Below are 25,595 nucleotides of genomic sequence, written 5' to 3' on the forward strand. Positions count from 1 at the left end.
CCCCATGAATTTCGACATCGTTCCCGCCGCGAACTTCGGTACCGACGAACTCACCGCGCTCTGGAACCGTTCCTACGAGGACTACTTCGTGCCGATCGCGTTCGACCGCGCGATGTTCGAGCGGCATGTGCGGCGCGCCGAAGCCGACCTCGGGCTCTCGCGCGTGATCGTCGCAGGCGGCAACGCCTGCGGCCTCTCGCTCGTCGGCCGGCGCGGACCGCGCGCCTACCTCGCGGGCTTCGGCATCGCGAGCGCACAACGGCGCCGGGGGCTGGCGAAGCAGCTCATCGAGGCGCAGCTGCGCGACCTGTCGGCGGCGGGCATCGCGCAGGTGCAGCTCGAAGTCATCGAGCAGAACCCCGCGCGGCAGCTGTACCAGCAGGCGGGGTTCGTCGAAACCCGCACGCTCGAGGTGCTCGAAGGCAGCTTCGAACCTCGTGCTGAGGCAGCCTCGACAGCGCCCGACACCGATGCGCTCGCTGCCCTGCATGCGGCCTGCACCGCCCTCTCGCGCCCCACCTGGCGCCGCGAGTGGCCGACCGTGCAAGGTGCGCTCGCGCACGACGGCGCCGCAGCCCTCGGCGCGGCAACGGGCGGCTACGCCATCCTGCTGCCGCCGGCCTTGCCGCTGCACATGCTGCTGGACGCCGCCGCGCCCGACGACGCCTCGGCCCATGCCTTGCTCGACGCGCTCGCGCAGGCACGCCCCGGCGCGCGCTGGCGGCTGGTCGACGAGCCCGAGGGCAGCGCGCTGCACCGCGCGATGGCCGCACGCGGCGCCACCGTTGTCATACGCCAGATCGAGATGACCGCGACACTCCAGCCCCAGCCCACCTTTTCTTCCGATTCCTCGCGCCCCGTCCGTTCATGAAGTCCCCCAAGCGAACCTCGTCCACCCCCTTCATCCGCGTGGGCCCCAGCGGCGTGCATGGCCTGGGCGCCTTCGCCACGCGCGACCTGCCGGCCGAAGCCTTCCTGGGCCTGTACGAAGGCCGCCGCTACACCAAGCAGGAAGTCGCCTCCAAGCTCTGGGACGACCAGCTCACCTACCTGTTCACGCTGACGACCGGCGAGACCATCGACGGTGCCAAGGGCGGCAACGCCACGCGCCACCTGAATCATTCGTGCGAGCCGAACTGCGAGGCGGTCGAGGAGTACGACGAGGCGGGCGAGATGGTGCTGCGCTTCCAGACGATGGAGGCGGTGGAGGCCGGCGACGAGCTCTTCATCGACTATTCGCTGACGGCCGACGACGGCTCGCCGCCATCGAAGTACCCCTGCCATTGCGGCTCGCCGAACTGCCGCGGGACGATGCTGGCGCCGGTGGAGGCCGTGGCGGAGAAAGACGGGCCGGCCACCCCCGCCGATGTGGCGCCGGCTGTTTCAGATCCGCGCAGACCGCTCAGCGAGCTGCCCTGGTGACGTAGCTCAGGGCGACTCGCTCTTCACGCTGCGCAGTTGCGCCTCCGCGCGTTCGAGCTCGGTGCGCAGCGCGCGGATCTCGCGTTCCAGTTTCTCGATGTGCGCTTCGCGGCTCATCGGCGCCAGCGCCTGGCAGCGCTGCTGCAGCGCGCTCAGGGTGTCGGCCAGCTCGCGCCGGCGCAGCATCTGGCCGCGCGAACGGGCCAGGGCCATGTCGCGCTCCAGCACCGCTTCCTGCGCCTTGCACTCTTCGGCACTCAAGGGCTGCGCGGCCGGCTCGGTTTGGGCAAAGGCGGCAGGCATGGCCAGGGTCAACGCAAGGGCCAGGAGAGGGGGTTTCGGACGCATGCCATACGGTACCCGAACTGCCTGGCTGAACAGGCCTTCAGCCCTTCAGGCTGCAGCTGTTCTGGCGATGCACTTGATCTCGATCAGCCAGTCCGGGCTGCCGAGGCGCGCCACCTGCACCGGGCTTGCTAGTCCAACTGCGAAGAGGTCAAGCTGGCGTCAAAGTTCTAAGCGATGGAGGCGATGAAGACAAGCGACAAACTGTTCATCGACTATTTGCAGACAGCGCTCGAAGCTGCACACGCGGTCCGAAAACCCAGCAATTTAGATGCCTTGGGCAGCGGGACATGCGCGAAGAAGCAACTCAAGTCGATCACTGGCCTCAAGGGCTTTGTCAACGGCGGTACCTGCACCAGTCACTCCGCCAATCTTGATCCGCCGAACATTGCGTGCTTTTCGCTTAGCCAGCTCCGGGAAGTCGCCCTCTAAGCAACTCCGAATTTCATCCTCGTCAAGATGGGGTGCAAATGCTGACCTGGTCCAAATCAAGCGAACTTGGAATCGTGGCTCGTCGCTCTCCTCCGGAGATTCGCGCCGAATAGAGATATAGACAGGCCACTCAGGCTTAGCGTCCTCCTTCATGAGCTCATCCGACATGTCGGAGCCCAGTGCCAACCACCGACGAAAAACATCAATATGATGCGCGGCGAGCTCAGGGCGCTTCCTCTTGAGCTTCACTGCAACAGCGGCGATACCACTACCCTCGACCAACGAGTCGCACGCATGTTCGTTTTGATGAAAGAAGCGGAGCAGATCGCCGTCGGGCCCGGCCATCAATGTGGGTGTCCACGACGTGATTCTTGTGCGTCGGAGATGCTTCAATCGCGTCACGACACGTTCGTGCCTAGCCGCCAGGCTTGCCGCTGTATCAACCAGCTTGCGCTCATCGTCCGATTGCCAATCATCAGTCTGGCGTTGGCAGTAGGCCATCATCAACTGGGCTGATTGATTAGACCGCGCGACATGCTGCCGTGCTCGGTCGGCGGACGCCTTCAACCAAGAATAGTCAAGGACCACCCACTTGCTCCCGGCCTTCGTTCGATCAGTATGTTCGTCAAGTTCACGGTCGATAAAGACAAACGCGAACTCGTAGTCCTTGAAAGCTGGCCGCGCCATGACTTGCCGGCGGACAGCATCCCAATAGTCTTTCAACTGATCTTCAGACAACTTGCGACCCGCCTTGTTTTCGATCGTCACAACGATCTTGTTCAGCGGGTCCACCAGAAAGAGATCCAGCCGTCCCTTGGTCCCTTCGCCATCGATATGAACGCCCAACTCTCGCGTCAAGAAGGCAGAGCCGAAACTCGTCGTACGAATCTTTGCGGGCCGCCAAACTTCAAAAAAGCGCCTATTCGCATAGGCGGCATTTGCGCTTTCTTCCCACGCTGCGACCAAGAAATCCTTGACTACTGCGTCCCCTTGACTATGCCCCTCGTTCGGATTGAGACACCAGGCCAGCATGTCAGAGTGCTGGTTCTCTCTTAGCTTTACGACGTCAAAAATGTCGTCGGATATCTTGGCTTGTTCGAGCAGCTGCGCCAATTCTGGATCGGCCATGAACTGGTCGAGATCTTCAATTTCCATGGTATTCGTTCTCCCTGGCGCGGAAGCGTACTGGATAGTCGAGCCACGCGCTTCGCGGACTTTCACTAGTACTTGAAGTGGCCTTGCCTTACTAGTTGCGGCCCGTGTGACTCGAAAGATTCAGCTTACCGGCTTACCGCAATGAGACCAACACCCCTGCCAACGATCTGTCAATTGCCGAGCGATCTAAATCTGTGGAAAACCTATCGACACTAGTCCCGCAGCGCTTCGATGTCTCGCTTGACAGGCTAGGCACCTCCTTGTTTACGCTGTTAGGTCGCAGTAGTTCTGGCGATGCACTTGATCTCGATCAGCCAGTCCGGGCTGCCGAGCCGCGCCACCTGCACCAGCGTCTGCGACACCTGCGGCTCGCCGCCGAACATCTCGGCGCGCAGGGCGAAGAGCGCCTCGGCCTGACCGAGGAAACCGTCGATGTCGGTGACGAACAGGGTTTCGTCCACCACATCGGCCATCGAGGCGCCGAAGGATGCGAGCACGCTGCGCACGTTGGCGTAGGCCTGCCGCACCTGCGCCGCGATGTCGCCGGCGCCGAGGGTGCGGCCCTCGCCGTCCACGCTCACCTGGCCCGAGAGGTAAATGGTGTCGCCGACCTGCACGCCGTCGGCAATGATGTGCTTGAACGCGCCTTCGCGCACCACGCGGCGGGGAGTGACGGACATGGGGGTTCCTGGGTTTCGTTGGGAGCGCCGCAGTATCGAAGGCGCCGCCTGCAGCGGTACGGCGCGCGGCGGATGCCCCTTCTCGCCCCAAGTCGATCCACGAGCGCCGAGGCGCGCCCCTCGATCCTGTGATTCAGGCGCTGAGGTAGCGCGCGTCCCACTGCGCGGCCAGCTGCCGCGCCCGGTGCAGCGGCGTGCGGGCGCGCTCGAAGTCCATCACGCAGGCGACGTCCGCCGCGGCGGGGCGCGCGGGGCTTTCATTGCTGCGGCCGTCCGTCAGCAGCCAGAGCCAGCGCTGGCGGGCCTCGTGCTTCGCCAGCAACTGCTGCGCGCGCAGCACGCCGAGTGCCAGCGGCGTGCCGCCACCGGCCGCGATGGGCGCAACCCAGTCGTCGTTCCAGGCGCTGGCGCGGCGCGGCGGCAGGCGCAGCTCGACCACGTCGCCGGCAAAGCACAGCAGCGCCACATGGTCGCGCCGCTGGTAAGCCTCCTGCATCAGCGCGAGCAGCTGGCCCTTGGCGCGCGCGAGCTGGCCGTCGTGGCGCATCGACGCCGAACAGTCGAGCAGGAAGCAATGCAACGCGCCGCTGCGCGCCTCCTGCGGGCGATGGCGCAGGTGCGCGGCCTGCAGGCGGTCCGCGCCGCGGGCCACGAGCGTGCGCGGCCAGTCGAAGGCCGAGCCGGACGCGGCGGCACCGTGCCAGGCGTCCCGTTGCGTGCCCTGCCTCCGGTCACCCTGGCGTGCGCCAGCGGGTGCGGCGTCCCGGAGGCTCAGGCTTTTTTTGGGGCGGCCTGTTGAGTGGAGATCAGCGGGCGCAGCGGCTTCACGCGCTCGATGCCGACAGGCTCGGGCGGCATCGCGCCCCAGTCGCTGTCGCCGGCATCGCGTGCGGGCGTGTCACCCGGATTGCGATGAGGTGCGGGCGACGGCATGGGAGGCGCCACGGCCGCTTCGGCCGCCGGGTGACGCCGGTGCAGCAGCACCGCCTCGGCGACGCGCTGCACGTGGTCGTCGGTGATCGACGCCGCGCCCTCCCACGCCGCGAGCGCACGTGCCGAGCGCAGCATCACGAGGTCGGCGCGCAGGCCGTCCACGCCGGCCGCGATGCACAGCGCGCCGACGGCTTCGTGCACCGCATCGCCGTACGGCAGAGCCGCCGCGTCCGCAACGAGGGCGCGTGCACGCACCAGCGCCGTCGCGAGTTCGGCCTCCTCCTTCGCATGCGCCGCGCGAAAGCCCTGCGGATCGGCATCGAAGGCCAGCCGCGCACGCACGATGGCCTGGCGCTCGGCCGCGTCCTGCAGGTTGCGCAGCCGCACGCACAGGCCGAAGCGGTCGAGCAGCTGCGGGCGCAGCGTGCCCTCTTCCGGGTTCATGGTGCCCACGAGCACGAAGCGCGCGGCATGCCGGTGCGAGATGCCGTCGCGCTCCACCACGTTGACGCCGCTGGCCGCCGCGTCGAGCAGCGAGTCGATGAGCGCGTCGGGCAGCAGGTTGATCTCGTCGACGTACAGCACGCCGCCATGCGCGCGCGCCAGCAGGCCGGGCGCAAATTTCAGTTCGTGGCCGGCCAGCGCCTGCCCCAGGTCGAGCGTGCCCACGAGGCTTTCGAGGCTCGCGCCCAGCGGCAGCGTGACGAAGGGCGCGCCGGGCAGCAGCTCGGCGAGCGCGCGCGCGGCCGTGGTCTTGGCGGTGCCGCGCGGGCCTTCGATGAGCACGCCGCCCAGCGCGGGATCGACCGCGGCCAGCAGCAGCGCCTGGCGCAGTTGCGGCTGGCCGGCGATCGCGGCAAAGGGGAACGGCACCGGCATCGGGGCGGCTGTGGTCATCGGGGGCTTCCTTCCATCTGCTGCTCGTGGTCGAGCAGCAGGTTTTCCAATTGGTCCTTGTAGTCGCCGGGCGACTGCCAGAGGCCGCGCTGCATGGCTTCGAGCAGGCGGTTGAGCATGTCCTGCAGCGCGCGCGGATTGTGCGCGTTCACGAAGTCGCGGGTGGCGTCGTCGAGCACGTAGGCGTCGGCCACCATCGCGTACTGGTGGTCGCCCACCACGCGCGCGGTGGCGTCGAAGCCGAACAGATAGTCGACCGTGGCGGCCATCTCGAAGGCGCCCTTGTAGCCGTGGCGCTTCACGCCGTCGATCCACTTGGGGTTGACCACGCGCGCGCGGATCACGCGGCTGATTTCTTCCTTCAGCGTGCGCACGCGCGGCGCCTGCGGGTTGCCGTGGTCGCCGTGGTACATCGCGGGCTGTTGACCGCTCAGGTGGCGCACAGCGGCGGCCATGCCGCCCTGGAACTGGTAGTAGTCGTTGGAGTCGAGCAGGTCGTGCTCGCGGCTGTCCTGGTTCTGCAGCACGACGTTCATGGCGCGCAGCCGGCGCACCAGCGCATCGCCCGCCGGCACGCCGTCGCTGCCCTGGCCGTAGGCATGGGCGCTGCCGCCGACGTAGGCCTTCGACAGGTCGTCGTCGCTCTGCCAGTCGCCATGGTCGAACAGCGGCTGCAGGCCCGAGCCGTAGCTGCCGGGCGCGGAACCGAAGACGCGCCAGCCGGCCTGCAGGCGCGCGGCCTCGGGCGTCTGGCCCTGCGCTTCGAGCGCGGCGGCCTCGCGCAGGATGCGGGCGCGGATCGGGTTGCGCTCGGCGTCTTCGTCGTCCTGCGCGGCCACGGCCTGCACGGCCGCGTCGAACATCTGCACGGCATTGGGAAAGGCGTCGCGGAAGAAGCCCGAGATGCGCAGCGTGACATCGATGCGCGGACGCCCGAGGCCCACGGTGGGCAGCACCTCGAAATCGACCACGCGCTGGCTGCCCGGCGCCCACTTGGGCCGCACGCCGATGAGCGCGAAAGCCTGCGCCAGGTCGTCGCCGCCGGTGCGCATGGTGGCCGTGCCCCAGACCGACAGGCCCAGCGCCACGGGGTAGTCGCCATGCTCCTGCAGGTGGCGTTCGACCAGCTGCGCGGCCGACTTGAGCCCGAGCATCCAGGCCGTGGGCGTGGGGATGGCGCGCGTGTCGACGGCGTAGAAGTTGCGCCCGGTCGGCAGCACATCGGGCCGGCCGCGCGAGGGCGAGCCGCTCGGGCCCGGCGGCACGAAGCGGCCTTGCAGTGCGCGCGACAGCTGACGCAGTTCTTCCCCGCCACACGCATCGAGCGCGGGCGCGAGACGGTGCGCGATGCGGCCCATCACGGCGGCGGTGCGCGGCAGTCCGGCCGGGCAGGCGTCCGCTTCGAGCAGCTGCTGCGCCAGCAGCTCCAGCCGCTCGCGCGTGTCGCCCTGGTGGCGCCAGGCCTCGTCGCTCACGGCCGCCAGCAGCGCGGGCCGCGCGCCCTGCCAGGGTTTCGCCGCGTCGATGTCGAGCGGGTCGAAGGCCTCGCCGGGCAGCAGGTCGGCTGCGAGCGCGCCGAGCAGCCCGGCGTTCTCGCCCGCGCCGTCACCGGCCGGAAAGCGCGCGAGCGCGAGCAGCGTGTCGCGCCGCAGCCGCGCGCGTGGCGAATCGCCGAACACATGCAGGCCGTCGCGGATCTGGGTCTCTTTCAGCTCGCACAGGTAGGCATCGACGCGCGCGAGCACGGCATCGTCTTCGGCACCCGGCATGCCCAGTTCTTCGACCAGATGCTGGGCGCGCACGGTCGCGAGGATCTGTGCACGCAGCACCTTGGCGCGGCGCGCGTCGACCAGCAGCGCGTCGTAGTACTCGTCGACCTGCCGCTCCAGATCCTGCAGCGGGCCGTGGTTCTCGGCGCGCGTGAGCGGCGGCATCAGGTGGTCGACGATCACGGCCTGCGTGCGGCGCTTGGCCTGCGCGCCCTCGCCGGGGTCGTTGACGATGAAGGGGTACACGTTGGGCAGCGGCCCGAGGATGGCGTCGGGCCAGCAGGTGGCCGCGAGCGCCAGGCTCTTGCCCGGCAGCCATTCGAGGTTGCCGTGCTTGCCGACGTGGACGACCGCGTCGATGGCGAACACATCGCGCAACCAGAAGTAGAACGCGAGATAACTGTGCGGCGGCACCAGCTCGGCGTCGTGGTAGCTCGCGTAGTCGGCCAAGCCGAGCGGGCCGAGGGCGCGCGCGGGCTGGATGCCCACGAACACGCGGCCCAGCCGCAGCCCGGCGATCATGAAGCGGCCCTGGCGCAGCATCGGGTCGTGCTCGGGCGGGCCCCATTGCGCGTCGATGGCGGCGGCCATGCCCTCGGGCAGCGCCGCGAGGCGCGCGCGGTAGTCGGCGAGCGCGTAGCTCTGCCACGCGGGCCGCGCGGCCCATTGGGCGGGGTCGTTGGCGATGCCCTCCTGCAGCGTGCGCATCAGCGCGTCGCCGTCCGCGGGCAGCGTGTCGAGCGTGTAGCCCTCGGCCTGCATCGTGCGCAGGATGGCCATCACCGAGGCCGGCGTGTCCAACCCCACGCCGCTGCCGATGCGGCCTTCGCTGCCGGGGTAGTTCGCCAGGATGAGCGCGACGCGCTTCTCGTCGGTGCGCAGGCGGCGCAGGCTGCACCAGCGGCGCGCGAGTTCGGCCACGAAGGCGATGCGGTCGGGCTCGGGCCGGTAGCCGACCACCTCGGTCTGCGTGAGTTCGCAGCGGTGCGACAGGCCCTTGAAGCTCACGGCGCGCGTGACGATGCGCCCGTCCATCTCGGGCAGCGCGATCTGCATCGCGATGTCGCGTGGGCGCAGGCCCTGGCTGTCGGCAAGCCAGTCTTCTCGGTTGCCGCCGCTCACGATCACCTGCAGCACGGGGGCATCGCCGGCCAGCGCCAGGGGTTCGCCATTCTCGTCCGAAGCGCCCTGCCCCAACGCAGCAAAGGCGGTGGTGTTGAGCACCAGCTGCACGTCGTGCTCGGTGCACAGCGCGCGCAGTGCGGAGAGGCACAGCGGGTCTTTCAGCGAATCGAGCGCCACAGGCAGCGGGTTCAGTCCTTGCGCATGCAGGGCGGCGGCCAGCGCATCGAAGGCTTCGGTGTTACCCGACAGCAGGTGCGAGCGATAGAACACCAGTGCCACCACGGGCGCGTCCGCATGCCAGCCCGCGCGCAGGTCGTCGATGCCCGCGACCGTGTGCGTCGCGTCCACGCCGCCCGGCACATGCAGCGCGACCTGCGGCAGGCTGCGCGGCGGCAAGGGCGCCTCGCCATGGCCCAGGCCGTGGAAGGCCACCGCGCGCAGGAACTGCGCCGCGTTGCCCGCGCCGCCCGAGCGCAGGTACTGCCACAGCTGCCGGCTCACGCCGCGCGCCGCGGTGCCGCGCGCGAGCAGGTCTTCGTCTTCCTGCAGGTCGCCCGAGAACATCGCGAGCTGCTGGCCTTGGCGCTTGGCGAGCTTCTCGAGCTGCTGCAGCCCGTAGGCCCAGGCCGACTCGGCCCCCAGGTGATCGACCACCACCACGCGCGCATGCCGCAGCACCTCGTCGACGTACAGGTCGAGCGACGCGGGCTGGCGCAGGTGCATGAGGTTGGCCAGCCGCAGCGAAGGGTAGCCGGGGTCGGTGGCCGCCAGCGCCGTGCGTGCGGCGGCGAGCAGCGCGAGCGTGGTGTCGGCCGAGCTGAGCACCACGATGTCGCCCGGCGTCTGGTCGAGCCGGGTGACGACGCTCGGGTCGTCCTCGACGAAGCGGCCGGGCTGGGTGCTCAGCAGGTGCATGCGGTCAGGCGGGAACGGCCGCCACGCCTTCCAGTGCCTTGCGCAACGCGCCTTCATCCAGGTCTTCGCCGATGAACACGAGCCGCGTGCGCTGCGCCTCGCCGTCGCGCCAGCGGCGATCGAAGTGGTGGTCGAAGCGGCGGCCCACGCCCTGCACCAGCAGGCGCATCGGCTTGTTCGGCACGGCGACGAAGCCCTTCACGCGGTAGATGGTGTGCCGCTCGACCAGCGCGGCCAGCACGGCGATGAGACCGTCGCGGTCCACGGGCGGCAGCTCGATCACGAGCGAGTCGAACTCGTCGTGGTCGTGGTCCTCCTCGTGGTCGTGGTGGCTCTCGCGCAGGTGGATGGTGCTTTCGGCGGCGCGGCCCTGGCCCAGCAGCAGCGCCAGCGGCAGCTTGCCTTCGGTGGCGCCGACGATCTTCACCTCGGGCGGCAGCTCTTCGCGCACCAGCGCCTCGACCTGTGCGCGCGCGGCGGCATCCATGAGGTCGGTCTTGTTGAGCACCACGAGGTCGGCGGCCGAGAGCTGGTCTTCGAACAGTTCGTGCAGCGGCGATTCGTGGTCCAGATTGGGGTCGGCGCGGCGCTGCACGTCGACCTGCGCGGGGTTCGCGGCGAACTGGCCCGAAGCAGCAGCCGGGCCGTCGACCACGGTGACCACCGAATCGACGGTGAAGATGTTCGCGATGTCGGGCCACTGGAAGGCCTGCACCAGCGGCTTGGGCAGCGCCAGGCCCGAGGTCTCGATGAGCACGGCGTCGATCTGGTCGCGCCGCTCGGCCAGCTGCAGCATCACGGGCAGGAACTCTTCCTGCACGGTGCAGCAGACGCAGCCGTTGGCCAGTTCGTACAGCGCGCCTTCGCGCTCGTTGCCCTCGTCGTCGCAGCCGATGCCGCAACCGCGCAGGATGTCGCCGTCGATGCCGAGTTCGCCGAACTCGTTGACCACCACCGCGATGCGGCGGCCCTCGGCATTGCCGAGGATGTGGCGCAGCAGCGTGGTCTTGCCGCTGCCGAGGAAGCCCGTGACGATGGTGACGGGGATCTTGGCGTTGCTTTGTGTCATGGAATGAGTGCTTTCAGGCGCAGAAGGCGCACAGGGAATCGGGCGCGCGGCGCGTGCGTGGCGCACGCGCCGGCGAACGGCACGCCCTCTTCAGGGGGGCTGCCGGCGCGAATCAGACGGCGCTGTACAGGCGGCGCTCGACGAGGGCCGTGCCCTGCAGGCGACGCCAGGCCTTGGCCGCGGCCAGCACGCCCAGGTCGACCAGCGGCTCGACCAGCACGACCGTCATGTAGGCCGCGCCGAAGCTGGCGATCTGGCCCAGGTTCTCCAGGCCCGTGCCGCGGCCGTAGAGCGCCCAGAAGCCGACCCACACCACGATCCCGCCCTGGTAGGCCACCGACAGCTTGAAGGCCTGCTGGTAGCTGATGTCCACGTAGGCCATGTTCGCGGGAATGATGCGGCGCGCCAGCGCGGCGGTCGCAAACAGCGGCACGAGCAAGGTCGTGACGTTCATGCCGTACTGCGGCAGGTCGGGCGGTGCGAAGAACAGGCTCTGGATGAGCAAGCCGCCGGCCAGGCCGATGGCCGCGGGCGCGAGCCCGAAGAGCAGCATCAGCGTGGTGCCCAAAATCAGGTGCACCTCGGACACGCCCACCGGATGGTGCGGGAACACCTCGAAGAAGCAGAACACGAGCATGATCGTGAAGGCGGAGCGCAGCAACAGGCCCACGGGGCCGTCCTTCAGCAAGGTGTCGAAAGCGACTTTGCCTGTGTAGGCCAGCGCAGCCGCCCCTGTGGCATAGCTGAGGAAGATCTTGGATCCGTCGACGAGTCCGGGTTCGATGTGCATCGCGCACCTCCTGAAATGCACCGAAGTGCGAAAGTTGATTGTTGGGGGATGGACCGGCTTGCGCAAGTCCCCGTCATGAAACCCGGGAGCCTTGCAACCCCCGCTGAACAGGCGAAGGCTGTGGCTTGCGCCGCAGCCGCCGCCAGCCGATCACCACGCCGCTCGCCGAAGCGACCGCGCCGATGACCGACAGGAACCACACCACCAGGTCCCAGGCGGGCCGGTACCGGATGAGCCAGGGGAAGTCGAGGCTGTGCGCGGCATTGAAGAGCCAGCGCCGCAGCCGCGCGTTGCGGTCGTTGCTGCCGGCCACCTGGCCGCTCGTCGGGTCGATGTAGAGCCAGCTGCGAGCGGCGTCGTCGAATTCGAGCCGCCACACGGGCAGCACGCGCGTGCGGTGGTGGCCGTACCAGTGGAAGTCTTCGTGCGTCTGCAAGGTGGCCTGCGTGATGGTGGCGCCGGGGCGCAGGCGTACGGCGGCGCGTTCGATGTCGTCGCGAGCGATGACGGCCGGCGCACCGGTCGCTGCATCAATCACCTGCACGCGGGCCTGCGCGTCGCGCAGTTGCAGCAGCGGCTTGCCGTCGAACCACATCAGCAGCGCTTCGCGCGGTGTGACAGCGCCCTCGCCTGCCGGCAGCACGGCCGGCGGCCAGGGGAAAGGCGATGCACCGGCGCCCGTGTAGCGCGCCATCGCGGCCACATCGGCGGGCCCGCGCTGAAACCAGCCGTTGGGGTTCATCGAGAGCCAGCCGCTCACGATCCAGGTCAGCACGAAGAAACCGCCGATCAGCCCGGCGATGTGGTGCCAGGCCATCCAGCCGGTGTACGGCGTGACCGCGCCGCTGCGAAAGCGCCGCCGCAGCCGGATGCGCAGGATGCCGATGACGATGCCCGTCACGGCCGAGACGATGCAGGCGGCCGACAGCCACACGACCACGTCGTGCCACAGCGGCGGGTCGGCGCGCAGCGGCGTGAAGTAGATCCAGTGCGGCACGGCGCCCAGCCAGTTCCAGAAGCGCTCGGTGCGCGTGGTGTCGCGCACCACCTCGCCGGTGCGCGAGGACACGTACAGCTCAGTGCCCGCCGCGTCGCCGGTTTCGATACGGTGCAGCGGGCGCAGCGGGTTCAGGCCCTGCGGCACGGTCCACTGGTCGCGCTCCAGCGTTTCGGCCCAGCGTGCGCCGGGCTGCGCGGAGAAGTCGCGGGCGATGGCCTCGGCCTGCGCCGCATCGATCGGGCCGAGCACATGGCCATCGCGCGCGGACACGGCATGCCGCCCGCCGCGCGCATCGACGATGCGCCACACGGGCTGCGGGTCGGCGCCCGCCTGCATCTCCAGCGCCATGCGCCGGGGCGGCTGCGTGCGCACCGCTTGCGGCAGCGCCTCGAGCGCGGCGGACGGCGCGACCACCGCCTGTTCGAAGCGCACCGGGGCGAGCCCCGCGAGCCGCTCTTCGTCCGTGAGGTTCGGGTACCCCACGTACATCATGACCACGCCCGAGACGAACCACATGACGAACAGCAGGCAGCCGCCGATGCCCAGCCATCGGTGCGTCCAGTACAGCGCCCGCCGCAGCGGGGGCCATGTACGTTGCCATGCGGTGCTCATGCGGCCATGCTCAGAAGGTCACGAACGCCGACAGCTCGAACGAGCGCAGCCGGCCCAGCAGCCACTGGTTGCCGCCGTTCGAGAACGAGACCGGGTACTTGCGGTCGGCCAGGTTGTAGGCGCGCAGCGCGAGCTTGAGCGACGGGTTCGCCTGCCAGCTCACGCCCGCATCGGCCACGGTGTAGGAGCCGATGCGGCGCGTGTTGGCCGCATCGACCTGCCGCGCGCCGACGTGGCGCACGCCCAGCTCGGCCTCCCACTGCGGCAGGAAGCGCCAGTGCAGCCACAGGTTGGCCGCCACCTGGGGCACGCCGGCGGGCGTGTTGCCCGCGCGCGAGACCAGCGACTTGCCGACCGCCTCGTTGAAGTCGTCGTAGCGCGCACGCAGCCGCGCGGCGTTGGCTTCGAGGCGCAGCGTGGAGGTCAGCGCGAGGTCGAGCGTGGCTTCGATGCCTTCGGACGACTGCTTGCCGATCTGCTGCACGACGGTCGGGTCGTTCGCGTCGCGCGACAGCAGCTTGGTCTTCTCGATGCGGTAGGCCGCCACGCTCCAGGCGCCGCGGCCCTCGGCAAGCTGGCGCTTGTAGCCCACCTCGACCTGCTTGCCGACGCTGAGCTCGAACGGCACCTGCGTGGCCGAGGTGCTGATGAGCCCGGTGAGCGGATCGGCCGCGCGCGCCACCTGCGCATAGAACGACTGCGCGGCGTCGGGCGCGTAGACCACGCCCAGGCGGCCGGTGGCGTACTCGAAGGTCTTGTCCAGGCGCGGGGCGCGGTTCTGCGGATCGGTGCGCACGATCTTCGCGTGGTCCCAGCGCAGGCTGCCGACCACCGACCAGTGTTCGTTGAAGGCCAGCTTGTCTTCGGCGAAGAAGGCGTAGGTGCGGGTCTTGGTCTTGTAGCGCGGCAGGTAGGGCGTGGGCGAAGCGTAGTAGCCGGGGTTGAAGACGAAGGCATCGACCACCGAGCGCCCGCCGTAGGGCGTGTCGCTCGAATTCAGGAAGTCGATGCGGTTCACATCGAAGCCCACCAGCACCTGGTTCTTCAGCCCGAACAGCGCGTGCTTGAAGGTGGCGTCGGTGCGGTTGCCGATCTGTTCCTGGTCATGGCCGATTTCCAGGTAGTCGCCGCGCGTCACGCGGTTCGTGGTGGCGCTGTAGGTGTAGGTTTCGCTGTCGCGCCAGTGGCGCTTGCTGTCCAGGCGATAGAGCTGGTTGCGCACGGTGACGGCGTCGTTGGGCGTCCACTGCGCATCGAGGCGGGTCCAGCGGTCGCGGTACTTGACCTCGGCGTCGTCGAGGTTGTAGTTCTGTTCGCGGTTCAGGCTGCTCACGCGCCCGTTGACGAGCGGCACGCCGAAATAGCGCTGCGGCGTCTGGCGACCTTCGTCGTGCGAGAGCGTGAACTGCAGCCGTGGCGACACATCGAGCCGCACCGCGCCGCCCACCGCCAGGCTCTCGGCCTCGCCGCGCCGCATGAAGCCGTCGGTCCTGCGGTGGCTGATGTCGAAGCGGTACGACAGCATGTCGTTGATCGCCCCGCCGCTGCCGAAGGCGACCTGGCGCGTGGCGTCGGAGCCCCCGCTCACGAGCGCCTCGTTGCGGATCGGGCCGCGCGTGGGCTTCTTGGGCACCACGTTGATCGCGCCGCCGATGGCGCCCTCGCCGAACATCACCGAGGCGGCGCCGCGCAGCACCTCGATGCGGTCGGTCGACCAGGTGTCGAACGGGAAGGTGACGGTGCCCGCGCCCACATACAGGCGCGTGCCGTCGTACAACTGCATCACCGAGCCGTGGCCGTTGAAGCCGCGCGCCGACAGCGACGAGCCGCCATTGCCCGGCGCGGGCGAGCCCGTGATGCCGGTGGCGCGGCTCGCGGCCTCGACCACCGACACGTCGCCGCGCGCGCGGATCGCGTCGCCGGTGAGCACCTCGATGCTGGCCGGCGTTTCGAGTGGCGTGAGGCCCAGGCGGCTGCCGGTCTGCGTGGGTTCGTCCAGGGCCAGCGGCGTGTGGCGGCTGGCTTCGACCTGCACGGGCGTGAGGCTGGGGCGACCGGTTGCGTCGGCCGACTGGGCGAGAACTGGCCCGCAAGCGAGGCCGAGCCCCAGTGAAAGACCTGAAAGACCCGAAAGGCGCGCCCGTTGCAGGGGCGGGCCCGAGCGATCGCGCGGCGGCGATGCAATGCGATTCATCCGACTTCTCCTCCGGCCTGCGTCCCCGCAGGCTCCTGACCGATCGCGGACGCCAAGGGAGAAGAGACGAGGGGCGGTGCCGTTTCGCGCGAGGGAAAAGCGGCAGGCCCGGACACGCACTCCCGCAGCATCCGAAGGCGGTTGCGAAGGCCGGTATCCGGGCTCGCGGAGTGCGTCGGGATGCAATGCATGCACCTCGGCGCCGAAGCCCTCGCCTTCCCACGCCGAAGCGCAGTGGCTGCCCAAGCGAAAGATCGCCGGGGCCTGAGGGTGTCGATGTCCGCTGACCGTTGCGGGGGCAGCGCAGGAATGGAAGGGTCGTTCGAAAAAACGACGCCTCGCACCTGCTTCCCGTTTAACCCCGCCGCCAATCCTGTGACTGGTCGTGCAGGGCACCTTCGAACCGTGGGGTGTTGGACAACACCGGTGTGAACCAATGTTTCCAACCGCCGGGATTATAGGGAGCGCCCTGCGGCGGCGCCCTTGCGGGCCTCGTCAGACGGGCTTGCCGTCGGGCCCGAAGAGCCGCCGCAGCACCGCCACGCCGGCCACCAGCGCATTCGAATACGTGGCGTAGGGCTCGTGGGCGGCTTCGAGCGGCACGTACACATGGGTGGAGTCGCCGGGCGAGCCGTCCACGGCCTCCATCAGCACCCAGTAGAACTCCCCTTCTTCCAGTTCGTGGACGGTGAGTGCGATGTCTCTCGGCGAAGGCATGACGGTCAGAGAAATGAAACAGGGAATGAACCCGCCTTTGAACGGGCAAGGGGCCGGCGCGGTTGTCAGTACTAGGGCTTCTCCTACAGTGCATGGACGCCGCGCGGCCTAATGTTAGGGGTGGGGAGTTGCATCAGAACAAGGAGTCAGCATGAAACATTTCACGCTTGAACCCAACATGCGCGCCGCCTTCGGTGGCGCGTTCTACCCGACCGGTTACTCCCTGGTGATGTTTCCGAGCGTCGAAGACGCCAGCCGCATCGGCCACGGGCTGATCGCGAAAGGCATCGTGAGCGGCGACGAGGTCTACCTGATACCGGCCGAAACCGTCCTGGCGGAAATCGCGCCGACCGTGCATGCCTCGCACAGTCCCCTGCCCTCCGCCGGCACCGACGGCGACACGGTGCGCGCCTTCATCCAGCTGGCCCACGAAGGCCACACGGGCCTGCTGATCCGCACCAAGGACGGCGCCATCGCCGAGCGCGTGATGGAACTGGTGCGTACCGTGCCCTACTCGATCGCCGAGCGCTACCGTACGCTGGTGATCGAGGACCTTTGAACGCCGGCCGAAGCGTCGGTCAAGGCGTCGGTGTCAGCCCGGCGCTGTGCCTCCATACCTCGGCAGCCGAGGTGGCAGGTGCCTGCGCCCAGCAAGGCGGGCAGCAGCAGATTCACCACCGGCACGAGCGCCAGCAGCAGGATCAGAACGCCGAACGCCACCATCGCACCGCGCTGGCGACGCACGACCTGCATGCGCTCCTCGCCGTTCGCAATGCCGGCGAGCGCGGGCGCCAGCAGGAAGCGCACGTTGAGGTAGGCGAGCAGCAGGAACAGCAGCACGCCGTTGATCACCGGCACCAGCAGGCACAGCAGCATCCCCAGGCTCGCGCCCAGCCAGGGCCCCAGCCATCCGCGCACGCCGACCAGCAAGCCCGAGGACTCGGGCCGTGACTGCAGCAGCGCCGGGTAACGCGCCTGCACGCGCTCGCGCACCGGGCCCAACACCACCCAGCGCAACGCCAGCCGGATGGTGGCGACGATGACGCCGACGTACATCACCACCAGCACCACGACCGTGAGCAGCGCCGCATAGAGCAGCAACATCGCCAGCGCAGGGGCGATGCCCGCCATGCCCGCGATGCTCCCCCCACTGCCTCCCGTGCCGGGCAGCAGGCCGAGCACCGCCCCGCCCATCACGATGAAGACCGACACCACCCCGGCCGCCGTTCCGATCGGCTGGAAGTGGCGGTAGAGCACCCAGCTCCACACCGTGAAGACCAGCAGGCACAGGCCCGCGGAACGCAGCGCGATGCCGGGGCGCAGGCTGGAGCGGAAGGCCAGCGCGAGGCAGACCAGGGACTCGCGCACCGCGCCGAGCAACGAATGCCATCGGGCTTTCAGTGACATGGGATCAGAAAAAGGAGAAATCGATGAAATGTGCGGGCGCATGCCTTGGCCGAGGAACGGCTCCTCGGCCGACGCGACCTGCAACAGGAGGAATCGACCGGCCCTCAGGCCGGCACCGCCATCGCAGCGGCGCGCTGCACCACATCGCGGGCCATGGCCTGGGCGAGTTCCTGTTCGCCCAGGAACACCTTCGCGTCGGTTTCGGCGGCCAGCAGGCGGGCTTCCTGTTCGTTGTGGCTGCGCACCACGGTCTGGATGGTGGGGTTCAGCGTGCGCGCGGTTTCGATCATCTGGCGCACGTTCATGGCGTCGGGCGTGGCCACCACGAGCACACGGGCGCGCGCCACGTGCGCCTGGATCAGCACCGCCGGGTCGGCCGCGTCGCCCCACACGGCGGGGATACCGGCCTCGCGCAGCTTCTCGACCAGCTCGCGGTTCTGCTCGGCCACCACGTAGGGAATGTCGTTCGTCTCGAGCTCGGCGGCGATGCGCCGGCCCACCCGGCCGTAGCCGACCAGCACCACCTGCCGCGACAGGTACTTGGCTTCGGTGGTCATGGGCAGCTCGGCCAGCGGGTCGCTGCGCGCGTCGAGTTCGCGTGCGAACTTCGAATGCGCGTGCAGCCATTTCTGCAGCGGCGCGATGAGGCTGAACCACAGCGGGTTGGTGGCGATGGAGATCAGCGCGCCCGCCAGCACCAGGCTCTGCCCTTCCACCGGCAGCAGGCCGAGCGACACCCCCAGCCCGGCCAGGATGAACGAGAACTCGCCGATCTGCGCCAGGCTCGCGCTCACCGTGAGCGCGGTGGCCAGCGGGTAGCGGAACACCAGCACCAACGCACAGGCCGCGAGCGACTTGCCCAGCACGATCACCAGCACCACGGCCAGCACCTGCAGCGGGCGCTCCAGCAGCACCGAGGGGTCGAACAGCATGCCGACCGACACGAAGAACAGCACGGCAAAGGCATCGCGCAGCGGCAGCGACTCCTGCGCCGCGCGGTGGCTGAACTGCGACTCGCGCATCACCATGCCGGCGAAGAAGGCGCCCAGCGCGAACGACACGCCGAACAGCGCCGCCGAGGCAAACGCGATGCTCACGGCCGCCGCCACCACGCACAGCGTGAACAGCTCGCGCGAGCCGGTGCGCGTGACCTGCCAGAGGATCCACGGGAACACGCGCCGCCCCACCACCAGCATCAGCACCACGAAGCCGCCAACCTGCAGCAGCGTGAGGCCCAGCGTCTGCCAGACGGGCGCGCCGTTGGTGTCGGCATTGGTGCCGCCCAGCGCGCCCGCCAGCGGCGGCAACAGCACGAGCACCAGCACCATCGCGAGGTCTTCGACCACCAGCCAGCCGATGGCGATGCGGCCGGTGAAGGAATCGAGGATGCCCAGGCTCTCGAGCGCGCGCAGCAGCACCACAGTGCTCGCCACCGACAGCGCCAGCCCGAACACCAGCGCCGTGCCCCAGCTCCAGCCCCACCACATGGCCAGCCCGCCGCCGAGCAGCGTGGCGACCGCGATCTGCGCGATGGCGCCGGGCAGCGCGATCTTGCGCACCGCAAGCAGGTCGGCCAGCGAAAAATGCAGGCCCACGCCGAACATCAGCAGCATCACGCCGATCTCGGCCAGCTGCGCGGCAATGCCCGCGTCGGCCACGAAGCCCGGCGTGAACGGGCCGATGATCACGCCCGCCAGGAGGTACCCCACCAGCGCCGGCAATCGCAGCCGCGCCGCGAGAAAGCCGAACACCAGCGCCAACCCCAGGCCGGCGGCGATCGTATTGATGAGGGAGACGCTGTGGGGCATCGGTCCATTTTGCAGGAACGGCCCTCAACCTTTGAAGCCCGCAGGCTTCTACGGGCCTGCGTCTACACCCCTACGGAAGCGACGCGAACTATCGTAGGCATAAAGCACTTCTATTCGCATCGACACCTTTCTCATCCAGAATTTGAGCGGTCCCCCCGTCCCCCCAACAACAGGAGCCTCCCCATGAGCAACGAGAAAACCGAAGCGAAGTGCCCGTTCAGCCAGGCCACCGGCGCCGGCACCACGAACCGCGACTGGTGGCCCGAGCAGCTGCGCCTGGACCTGCTGCACCAGCACTCCTCCAAATCCGATCCCCTGGGCGCCGGTTTCGACTACGCCAAGGCCTTCCAGAGCCTGGACCTCGCCGCGGTGAAGAAAGACCTCGCCGCGCTGATGACCGACTCGCAAGACTGGTGGCCCGCCGACTTCGGCCACTACGGCCCGCTCTTCATCCGCATGGCCTGGCACAGCGCCGGCACCTACCGCATCGGCGACGGCCGTGGCGGCGCCGGCCGCGGCCAGCAGCGCTTTGCGCCGCTCAACAGCTGGCCCGACAACGTGAGCCTGGACAAGGCGCGCCGCCTGCTGTGGCCGATCAAGCAGAAGTACGGCCAGAAGATTTCCTGGGCCGACCTGCTGATCCTCACCGGCAACGTCGCGCTCGAAACCATGGGCTTCAAGACCTTCGGCTTCGGCGGTGGCCGCCCCGACGTGTGGGAGCCCGACCAGGACGTGTACTGGGGCCGCGAGAAGACCTGGCTGGGTGGCGACGTGCGCTACGCACAGGGCTCGCCCGGCGTCGAGAAAGACCGCGGCGTGCTCGTGAAGGACGACGACAGCAAGGTGCCGCACAGCCGCAACCTCGAGAACCCGCTGGGCGCCGTGCAGATGGGCCTGATCTACGTGAACCCCGAAGGCCCGGACGGCAACCCCGACCCGATCGCCGCGGCCCACGACATCCGCGACACCTTCGCCCGCATGGCCATGAACGACGAGGAAACCGTGGCGCTCATCGCCGGCGGCCACACCTTCGGCAAGACGCACGGCGCGGGGCCGGCCTCGAACGTCGGCAAGGAACCCGAAGCCGCCGGCCTCGAAGACCAGGGCTTCGGCTGGAAGAACAGCTTCGGCACCGGCAAGGGCGGCGACACCATCACCAGCGGCCTCGAAGTGACGTGGACCACCACGCCCACGAAGTGGAGCAACAACTTCTTCGAGAACCTGTTCGGCTACGAATGGGAGCTGACCAAGAGCCCCGCCGGCGCGCACCAGTGGGTGGCCAAGGGCGGCGCCGGTGCCGGCACCATCCCCGACGCGCACGACGGTTCCAAGCGCCACGCGCCGACCATGCTCACCACCGACCTGTCGCTGCGCCTGGACCCGGCCTACGAAAAGATCTCGCGCCGCTTCCTGGCCAACCCCGACCAGCTCGCCGACGCCTTCGCGCGCGCCTGGTTCAAGCTCACGCACCGCGACATGGGCCCGCGCGCCCGCTACCTCGGGCCCGAGGTGCCGGCCGAAGAGCTCATCTGGCAAGACCCGATCCCGGCCGTCGACCACCCGCTGGTCGACGCCAGCGACGTCGCGGCGCTGACGAAGAAGGTGCTGGCCTCGGGCCTCACGCCCGCGCAGCTGGTGTCGACGGCATGGGCCTCGGCCTCCACCTTCCGCGGCTCCGACATGCGCGGCGGTGCCAACGGCGCCCGCGTGCGGCTGGCACCGCAGAAGGACTGGGCCGTCAACCAGCCCGCGCAGCTGGCCCAGGTGCTGAAGGTGCTCGAAGGCATCCAGAGCGAGTTCAACGCGGCACAGACCGGCGGCAAGAAGATCTCGCTGGCCGACCTGATCGTGCTGGCCGGCGGTGCGGGCGTGGAACAGGCCGCGCGCAACGGCGGGCGTGAAGTGAAGGTGCCATTCTCGCCGGGCCGCGCCGACGCCTCGCAGGAACAGACCGACGTGCCCTCGTTCGAGCCGCTGGAGCCCGCGGCCGACGGCTTCCGCAACTACCTGAAGGGCCGCTACAGCGTGCCCGGCGAAGCGCTGCTGATCGACAAGGCGCAGCTGCTCACGCTCACGGCGCCCGAGATGACGGTGCTGGTTGGTGGCCTGCGCGTGCTCGACACCAACGTCGGCCAGACGCGCCACGGCGTCTTCACGAAGACGCCCGGCACGCTGAGCAACGACTACTTCGTGAACCTGCTCGACATGGGCACGGAGTGGAAGGCCGTGTCGGACGCCAAGGAAGAGTACGAAGGCCGCGACCGCAAGACCGGCACCCTCAAGTGGACCGGCACGCGCGTCGACCTGGTGTTCGGCTCCAACGCGCAGCTGCGCGCCATCGCCGAGGTCTACGGCGCTTCCGACAGCCAGCAGAAGTTCATCGACGACTTCGTGGCCGCCTGGACCAAGGTGATGAACCTGGACCGCTTCGATCTCGCCTGAGGCAGGGCGCCAACGCCGTCCGCGCCCCGGGGCCCTGCCCCGCGGGCGCGGACTCCCATGAACGAGGTATTCGTTTTTCGGGCCGGGCCACTAGATTCGGCCCCATGAAATTCGCGAAGGCATGGCTTGCCGCCGGCGTCGTCCTGGCGGCCTCGCAGTTCGGCGCGCTGTACGCGCAGGACGGCAACCCCGAATGGCGCGCGCTGCGCCAGGAACTCGTGCAACGCATCAACGCCAACTGCTACGACGTCGGCACGCTCGAGCTGGCGCAGCAAGTGCTGCAGACGGCGCAACGCACGGGCGGGCCCGAGTCCGCCGACACGGCCCTCAGCCTCGTGCTGCTGGCCCATGTCCACCAGCGGCAGGGGCAGCTGACCCGGGCCGCGCAGTCGTACACGGCCGCGCTCGCCATCCAGGAAAAGACCGCCGGGCCGGACAGCCCGCAGGTGGCGTTCACGCTGAGCGCGCTGGCCGGCCTGCACTACCGCCGCGAGGCCTTCGACCAGGCCATTGCGCTGTACGAACGCGCCCTGGCGATCCACGAGAAGCAGCGGCGCCCCGACGCACACGCCGTACTGGTCAGCCGGCAGAACCTGGCCGCGGCCCATCGCGCCCAGGGCGCCTACGCCAAGGCCGCCCCGCTGTACGAACGCGAGCTCGACGCCAGAGCGCAGCCGCTGCTCGCGGTGGCCCTGGTGCACTGACGCGCACTGAAGCGCACCGAAACGCGCCGCACCGCACCCAAACGCGCGGGCCGGCGCCCTGCTCCGGCTACGGCGCCATCTTCGATTCGCGCGCGTTCACCAGTTCCTCGGGTTCCTGCGACTCGACCCAGCTTTCGTTGTTGAGTCCTGCCTGCAGCCGCTCCTCGTCGAGTTCATTCGTCCACTTGGCCACCACGATGGTGGCCACGCCGTTGCCGATCAGGTTGGTCAGCGCGCGCGCCTCGGACATGAAACGGTCGATGCCCAGGATGAGCGCCAGCCCCGCCACCGGCACGTGTCCCACCGCCGACAGCGTGGCCGCCAGCACGATGAAGCCGCTGCCCGTGACGCCCGCCGCGCCCTTCGACGTGAGCAGCAGCACGGCCAGCAGCGTGATCTCCTGCGTGAGCGTCATCGGCGTGTTGGTGGCCTGCGCAATGAACACCGCCGCCATCGTCAGGTAGATCGAGGTGCCGTCCAGGTTGAACGAATAGCCCGTGGGAATCACCAGCCCCACGCAGGTCTTGTGGGCGCCCAGGTTCTCCATCTTCTCCATCATGCGCGGCAGCACCGATTCGCTGGACGAGGTGCCCAGCACGATCAGCAGCTCTTCCTTGATGTACTTGATGAACTTCCAGATGCTGAAGCCGTGAAAGCGCGCAATGAGCCCCAGCACCACGAAGATGAACAGCAGACAGGTCAGGTAGAAGGTGCCCATGAGCTTGCCCAGCGACAGCAGGCTGCCCAGCCCGTACTTGCCGATGGTGAAGGCCATGGCGCCGAAGGCGCCGATGGGCGCGAGCTTCATGATGTAGTTGACGATCACGAACAGCACGTGCGAGCCCTTCTCGATCACGTCGAACACCAGCGTGCCGCGCCCGCCGAAGCGGTGCAGCGCAAAGCCGAACAACACCGCGATCAGGAGCACCTGCAGGATCTCGCCCTTGGCGAAGGCATCGACCACGGTGGAGGGAATCACGTTGAGCAGAAAGTCGACCGTGCCGGTCATCTTGCCGGGGCCGGTGTAGGCCGCGATGGCCTTGGTGTCGAGCGTGGACGCGTCGATGTTCATGCCCGCGCCCGGCTTGAGCAGGTTCACCAGCACGAGGCCGACCACCAGCGCGATGCTGCTCACGATCTCGAAGTACAGGAGCGCCAGCCCGCCGGTCTTGCCGACCTTCTTCATGTCTTCCATGCCGGCGATGCCGACCACCACCGTGCAGAAGATGATCGGCGCGATGATCATCTTGATGAGCTTGATGAAGCCGTCGCCCAAGGGCTTCATCGACTCGCCGAGCGAGGGGTAGAAGTACCCCAGGAGCACGCCGACGATCACCGCGGTGATCACCTGCACGTACAGGGAACGGTAAAGGGGGAGCTTCCTGGGTACTGTGCTTGTTGTATGTGCCATGACTGCCTCCTGAAAAGATGAAGGAAAACGCAGAAGAAAGGGTTCGTGTCGGGTTGCTTTCGATGGTTGAGGTCGTGTGTCCTGTGGGAGTGGTTCCGGCCCAAATGAAAAAACCCGCCGAAGCGGGTTTTTGTTTTCAGGGCGTGGCGCGCATGCTCAGTGCATGTGGAGGCCGCCGTTGACCGAGAAGTCGGCCCCGGTGCTGTAGCCGCCTTCGTCGGTGGCGAGCCACGCGATGATGGAAGCGATTTCGCTCGGCTCGCCCAGGCGCTTGACCGGGATCGTGGCCACGATCTTGTCGAGCACTTCCTGGCGGATGGCCTTGACCATGTCGGTGCCGATGTAGCCCGGGCTCACCGTGTTCACGGTGACGCCCTTGTTGGCCAGCTCCTGCGCCAGCGCCATCGTGAAGCCGTGCATGCCGGCCTTGGCCGCCGAGTAGTTGGTCTGGCCGGCCTGGCCCTTGGCGCCGTTGACCGAGCTGATGTTGATGATGCGGCCCCAGCCCTTTTCGACCATGTCGCCCACCACCTGCTTGGTGACGTTGAACATGCTGTTGAGGTTGGTTTCGATCACCGCGCTCCAGTCCTCGGGCGTCATCTTGAGGAACATGCGGTCCCGCGTGATGCCGGCGTTGTTGACGAGCACGTCAATCGCCCCGTGGGCCGCCTTGGCGGCGGAGAAGGCCTCGACGGTGGATTGCCAGTCGCCGACATTGCCGACCGACGCGTGGAACTCGAAGCCTTCGGCTTTCTGTTCGGCCAGCCACTTGGCGTAGTCCCGCGTGGGGCCGCAACCTGCGACCACGGTGAACCCGTCTTTGTAGAGACGCTGGCAGATGGCTGTTCCGATGCCACCCATGCCTCCGGTGACATATGCAACTTTCTTGCTCATGAGATTTCCTTGATTGAAGCTAGCAAAAAGCCTGAACGGCCGCCTTCACTCTAGCCATTTTCAGGCCACACAACTCTGAGGGAGAACACTGAGCCAAGCTTGCAACCAGCTGTCACGGACATCACCTCGCCGGCACTCTATATGCTTGCGGCTTCGCGCCCGTGACACGGCCCCTGCCGGCCACCCCACCAGGAGTTCGCACGCATGAATTTCGCAATCGTCGTCTTCCCCGAGGTCGAGGAGCTCGATTTCGTCGGTCCCTGGGAAATGCTCACCATGTGGAGCAAGCTCGCCGGCGGCCCCGCGAACTGCCTCGTGGTGGCGCAAACGCATGGCCCGGTCGTCTGCGCCAAGGGGCTGTCGATCAACCCGCATGTGTCGTTCGCCGACTGCCCGCCGCTCGATTTCGTGCTCGTGCCCGGCGGCATGGGCACGCGGCGCGAGGTCGACAACCCCGCCATGGTGCAGTTCCTGGCCGCGCAGGCGCCCGGCTGCAAGGCGCTGCTGTCGGTGTGCACCGGTGCCTTCGTGCTGCATGCGGCCGGCCTGCTCTCGGGCCGCACCGCGACCACGCACTGGGGATCGCTCGACCGCCTGCGCGCGCTCGGCGACGTGAAGGTGGTGGAGCAGCGCTTCGTGCAGGACGGCCATGTCTGGACCTCGGCCGGCGTCTCGGCGGGCACCGACCTGATGCTGGCCTTCATCGCCCATGTGGCGGGCGAGGAAGCCGCGGCCAAGGTGCAGCTGCAGGCCGAGTACTACCCGGCCGACACGGTGTACGGCCACACCTCGAGCCATGAGCGCGCGCCATCGTATGTGCGGCGGCCGGGCTCGCGCGCGGGCCTCGCCTGACCGTTCGTTCATTCGCTCACGC

General features: G+C 68.5%; 21 protein-coding genes and 1 riboswitch. Of the genes, 6 read left to right on the plus strand and 15 right to left on the minus strand.

The genetic code is table 11. From position 1 onward, the window contains the following. Window positions 1-4 precede the first annotated feature (4 nt). Window positions 5-871 carry a GNAT family N-acetyltransferase gene (locus FFI97_RS00235; protein WP_139703074.1) on the plus strand — a complete coding sequence of 289 codons (867 nt, stop codon included), beginning with the start codon at window positions 5-7 and terminating at the stop codon, window positions 869-871. Continuing rightward, window positions 868-1,422: an SET domain-containing protein gene (locus tag FFI97_RS00240; RefSeq protein ID WP_139703075.1), complete on the plus strand. Its 555-nt coding sequence runs from the start codon at window positions 868-870 to the stop codon at window positions 1,420-1,422. Before FFI97_RS00235 ends, FFI97_RS00240 begins: the two co-directional genes overlap by 4 nt. A 6-nt stretch (window positions 1,423-1,428) precedes the next feature. Here the strand turns inward: FFI97_RS00240 and FFI97_RS00245 are convergent, their stop codons facing one another. From FFI97_RS00245 to FFI97_RS00295, 11 genes are all read right to left on the minus strand, one after another. Further along, complete coding sequence (locus tag FFI97_RS00245; protein WP_139703076.1) at window positions 1,429-1,725, minus strand: DUF1090 family protein; 297 nt, start codon at window positions 1,723-1,725, stop codon at window positions 1,429-1,431. A gap of 309 nt (window positions 1,726-2,034) precedes the next feature. Next, window positions 2,035-3,354 carry a PD-(D/E)XK nuclease family protein gene (locus tag FFI97_RS00250; RefSeq protein WP_139703077.1) on the minus strand — a complete coding sequence of 440 codons (1,320 nt, stop codon included), beginning with the start codon at window positions 3,352-3,354 and terminating at the stop codon, window positions 2,035-2,037. Window positions 3,355-3,626: 272 nt separating this feature from the next. After that, window positions 3,627-4,034, minus strand: coding sequence for a RidA family protein (locus FFI97_RS00255; protein ID WP_139703078.1), 408 nt, complete (start codon window positions 4,032-4,034; stop codon window positions 3,627-3,629). 133 nt (window positions 4,035-4,167) lie between these two features. After that, the gene (locus FFI97_RS00260; RefSeq protein WP_260684860.1) at window positions 4,168-4,686 is read right to left on the minus strand and encodes a vWA domain-containing protein; all 519 of its coding nucleotides are present in this window, start codon (window positions 4,684-4,686) and stop codon (window positions 4,168-4,170) included. Window positions 4,687-4,805: 119 nt separating this feature from the next. Next, window positions 4,806-5,864 carry an ATP-binding protein gene (locus FFI97_RS00265; RefSeq protein ID WP_139703080.1) on the minus strand — a complete coding sequence of 353 codons (1,059 nt, stop codon included), beginning with the start codon at window positions 5,862-5,864 and terminating at the stop codon, window positions 4,806-4,808. Beyond that, window positions 5,861-9,673 (minus strand): cobaltochelatase subunit CobN, encoded by a 3,813-nt coding sequence (cobN, locus tag FFI97_RS00270; RefSeq protein WP_144004323.1) that lies wholly within the window; start codon window positions 9,671-9,673, stop codon window positions 5,861-5,863. Before cobN ends, FFI97_RS00265 begins: the two co-directional genes overlap by 4 nt. Before the next feature lie 4 nt (window positions 9,674-9,677). Then, complete coding sequence (gene cobW / locus FFI97_RS00275) at window positions 9,678-10,742, minus strand: cobalamin biosynthesis protein CobW (protein WP_139703081.1); 1,065 nt, start codon at window positions 10,740-10,742, stop codon at window positions 9,678-9,680. A 112-nt stretch (window positions 10,743-10,854) separates the two neighbouring features. After that, window positions 10,855-11,532 carry an energy-coupling factor ABC transporter permease gene (locus FFI97_RS00280; RefSeq protein WP_070061112.1) on the minus strand — a complete coding sequence of 226 codons (678 nt, stop codon included), beginning with the start codon at window positions 11,530-11,532 and terminating at the stop codon, window positions 10,855-10,857. A 73-nt stretch (window positions 11,533-11,605) separates the two neighbouring features. Beyond that, entirely contained in the window at window positions 11,606-13,144 is a 1,539-nt protein-coding gene (locus tag FFI97_RS00285; protein WP_139703082.1) for a PepSY domain-containing protein, read from the minus strand. Between the two features lie 10 nt (window positions 13,145-13,154). Beyond that, window positions 13,155-15,179 (minus strand): TonB-dependent receptor, encoded by a 2,025-nt coding sequence (locus FFI97_RS00290; protein WP_260684861.1) that lies wholly within the window; start codon window positions 15,177-15,179, stop codon window positions 13,155-13,157. A gap of 289 nt (window positions 15,180-15,468) precedes the next feature. After that, window positions 15,469-15,753, minus strand: a riboswitch (cobalamin riboswitch). 80 nt (window positions 15,754-15,833) lie between these two features. Continuing rightward, window positions 15,834-16,055: a hypothetical protein gene (locus tag FFI97_RS00295; protein WP_062480886.1), complete on the minus strand. Its 222-nt coding sequence runs from the start codon at window positions 16,053-16,055 to the stop codon at window positions 15,834-15,836. A gap of 151 nt (window positions 16,056-16,206) precedes the next feature. Here FFI97_RS00295 and FFI97_RS00300 point away from each other — a divergent pair, with 151 nt between their 5' ends. After that, complete coding sequence (locus FFI97_RS00300) at window positions 16,207-16,614, plus strand: hypothetical protein (RefSeq protein WP_070061115.1); 408 nt, start codon at window positions 16,207-16,209, stop codon at window positions 16,612-16,614. Here the strand turns inward: FFI97_RS00300 and FFI97_RS00305 are convergent. Both FFI97_RS00305 and ybaL read right to left on the minus strand, forming a co-directional pair. Further along, the gene (locus FFI97_RS00305; protein WP_159276324.1) at window positions 16,584-17,462 is read right to left on the minus strand and encodes an EI24 domain-containing protein; all 879 of its coding nucleotides are present in this window, start codon (window positions 17,460-17,462) and stop codon (window positions 16,584-16,586) included. The genes FFI97_RS00300 and FFI97_RS00305 overlap by 31 nt on opposite strands. Window positions 17,463-17,566: 104 nt before the next feature. Beyond that, the gene (gene ybaL / locus FFI97_RS00310) at window positions 17,567-19,270 is read right to left on the minus strand and encodes a YbaL family putative K(+) efflux transporter (RefSeq protein WP_139703085.1); all 1,704 of its coding nucleotides are present in this window, start codon (window positions 19,268-19,270) and stop codon (window positions 17,567-17,569) included. A gap of 183 nt (window positions 19,271-19,453) precedes the next feature. On the opposite strand from ybaL, the gene katG reads away from it, so the two are divergent. After that, window positions 19,454-21,712, plus strand: a complete 2,259-nt coding sequence (katG, locus tag FFI97_RS00315; protein ID WP_139703086.1) for a catalase/peroxidase HPI — start codon at window positions 19,454-19,456, stop codon at window positions 21,710-21,712. Window positions 21,713-21,816: 104 nt separating this feature from the next. Then, complete coding sequence (locus tag FFI97_RS00320; protein WP_139703087.1) at window positions 21,817-22,416, plus strand: tetratricopeptide repeat protein; 600 nt, start codon at window positions 21,817-21,819, stop codon at window positions 22,414-22,416. Window positions 22,417-22,483: 67 nt separating this feature from the next. On the opposite strand, the gene FFI97_RS00325 is transcribed toward FFI97_RS00320, so the two are convergent. Both FFI97_RS00325 and phbB read right to left on the minus strand, forming a co-directional pair. Beyond that, window positions 22,484-23,827, minus strand: coding sequence for a dicarboxylate/amino acid:cation symporter (locus FFI97_RS00325; protein WP_139703088.1), 1,344 nt, complete (start codon window positions 23,825-23,827; stop codon window positions 22,484-22,486). Window positions 23,828-23,983: 156 nt separating this feature from the next. Continuing rightward, complete coding sequence (gene phbB, locus FFI97_RS00330) at window positions 23,984-24,721, minus strand: acetoacetyl-CoA reductase (protein ID WP_062480872.1); 738 nt, start codon at window positions 24,719-24,721, stop codon at window positions 23,984-23,986. Window positions 24,722-24,925: 204 nt separating this feature from the next. On the opposite strand from phbB, the gene FFI97_RS00335 reads away from it, so the two are divergent. Continuing rightward, window positions 24,926-25,573 carry a DJ-1/PfpI family protein gene (locus tag FFI97_RS00335; RefSeq protein WP_070061119.1) on the plus strand — a complete coding sequence of 216 codons (648 nt, stop codon included), beginning with the start codon at window positions 24,926-24,928 and terminating at the stop codon, window positions 25,571-25,573. Window positions 25,574-25,595: the final 22 nt, after the last annotated feature.

Source organism: Variovorax sp. KBS0712 (assembly GCF_006323185.2).
GTDB lineage: Bacteria > Pseudomonadota > Gammaproteobacteria > Burkholderiales > Burkholderiaceae_C > Variovorax > Variovorax boronicumulans.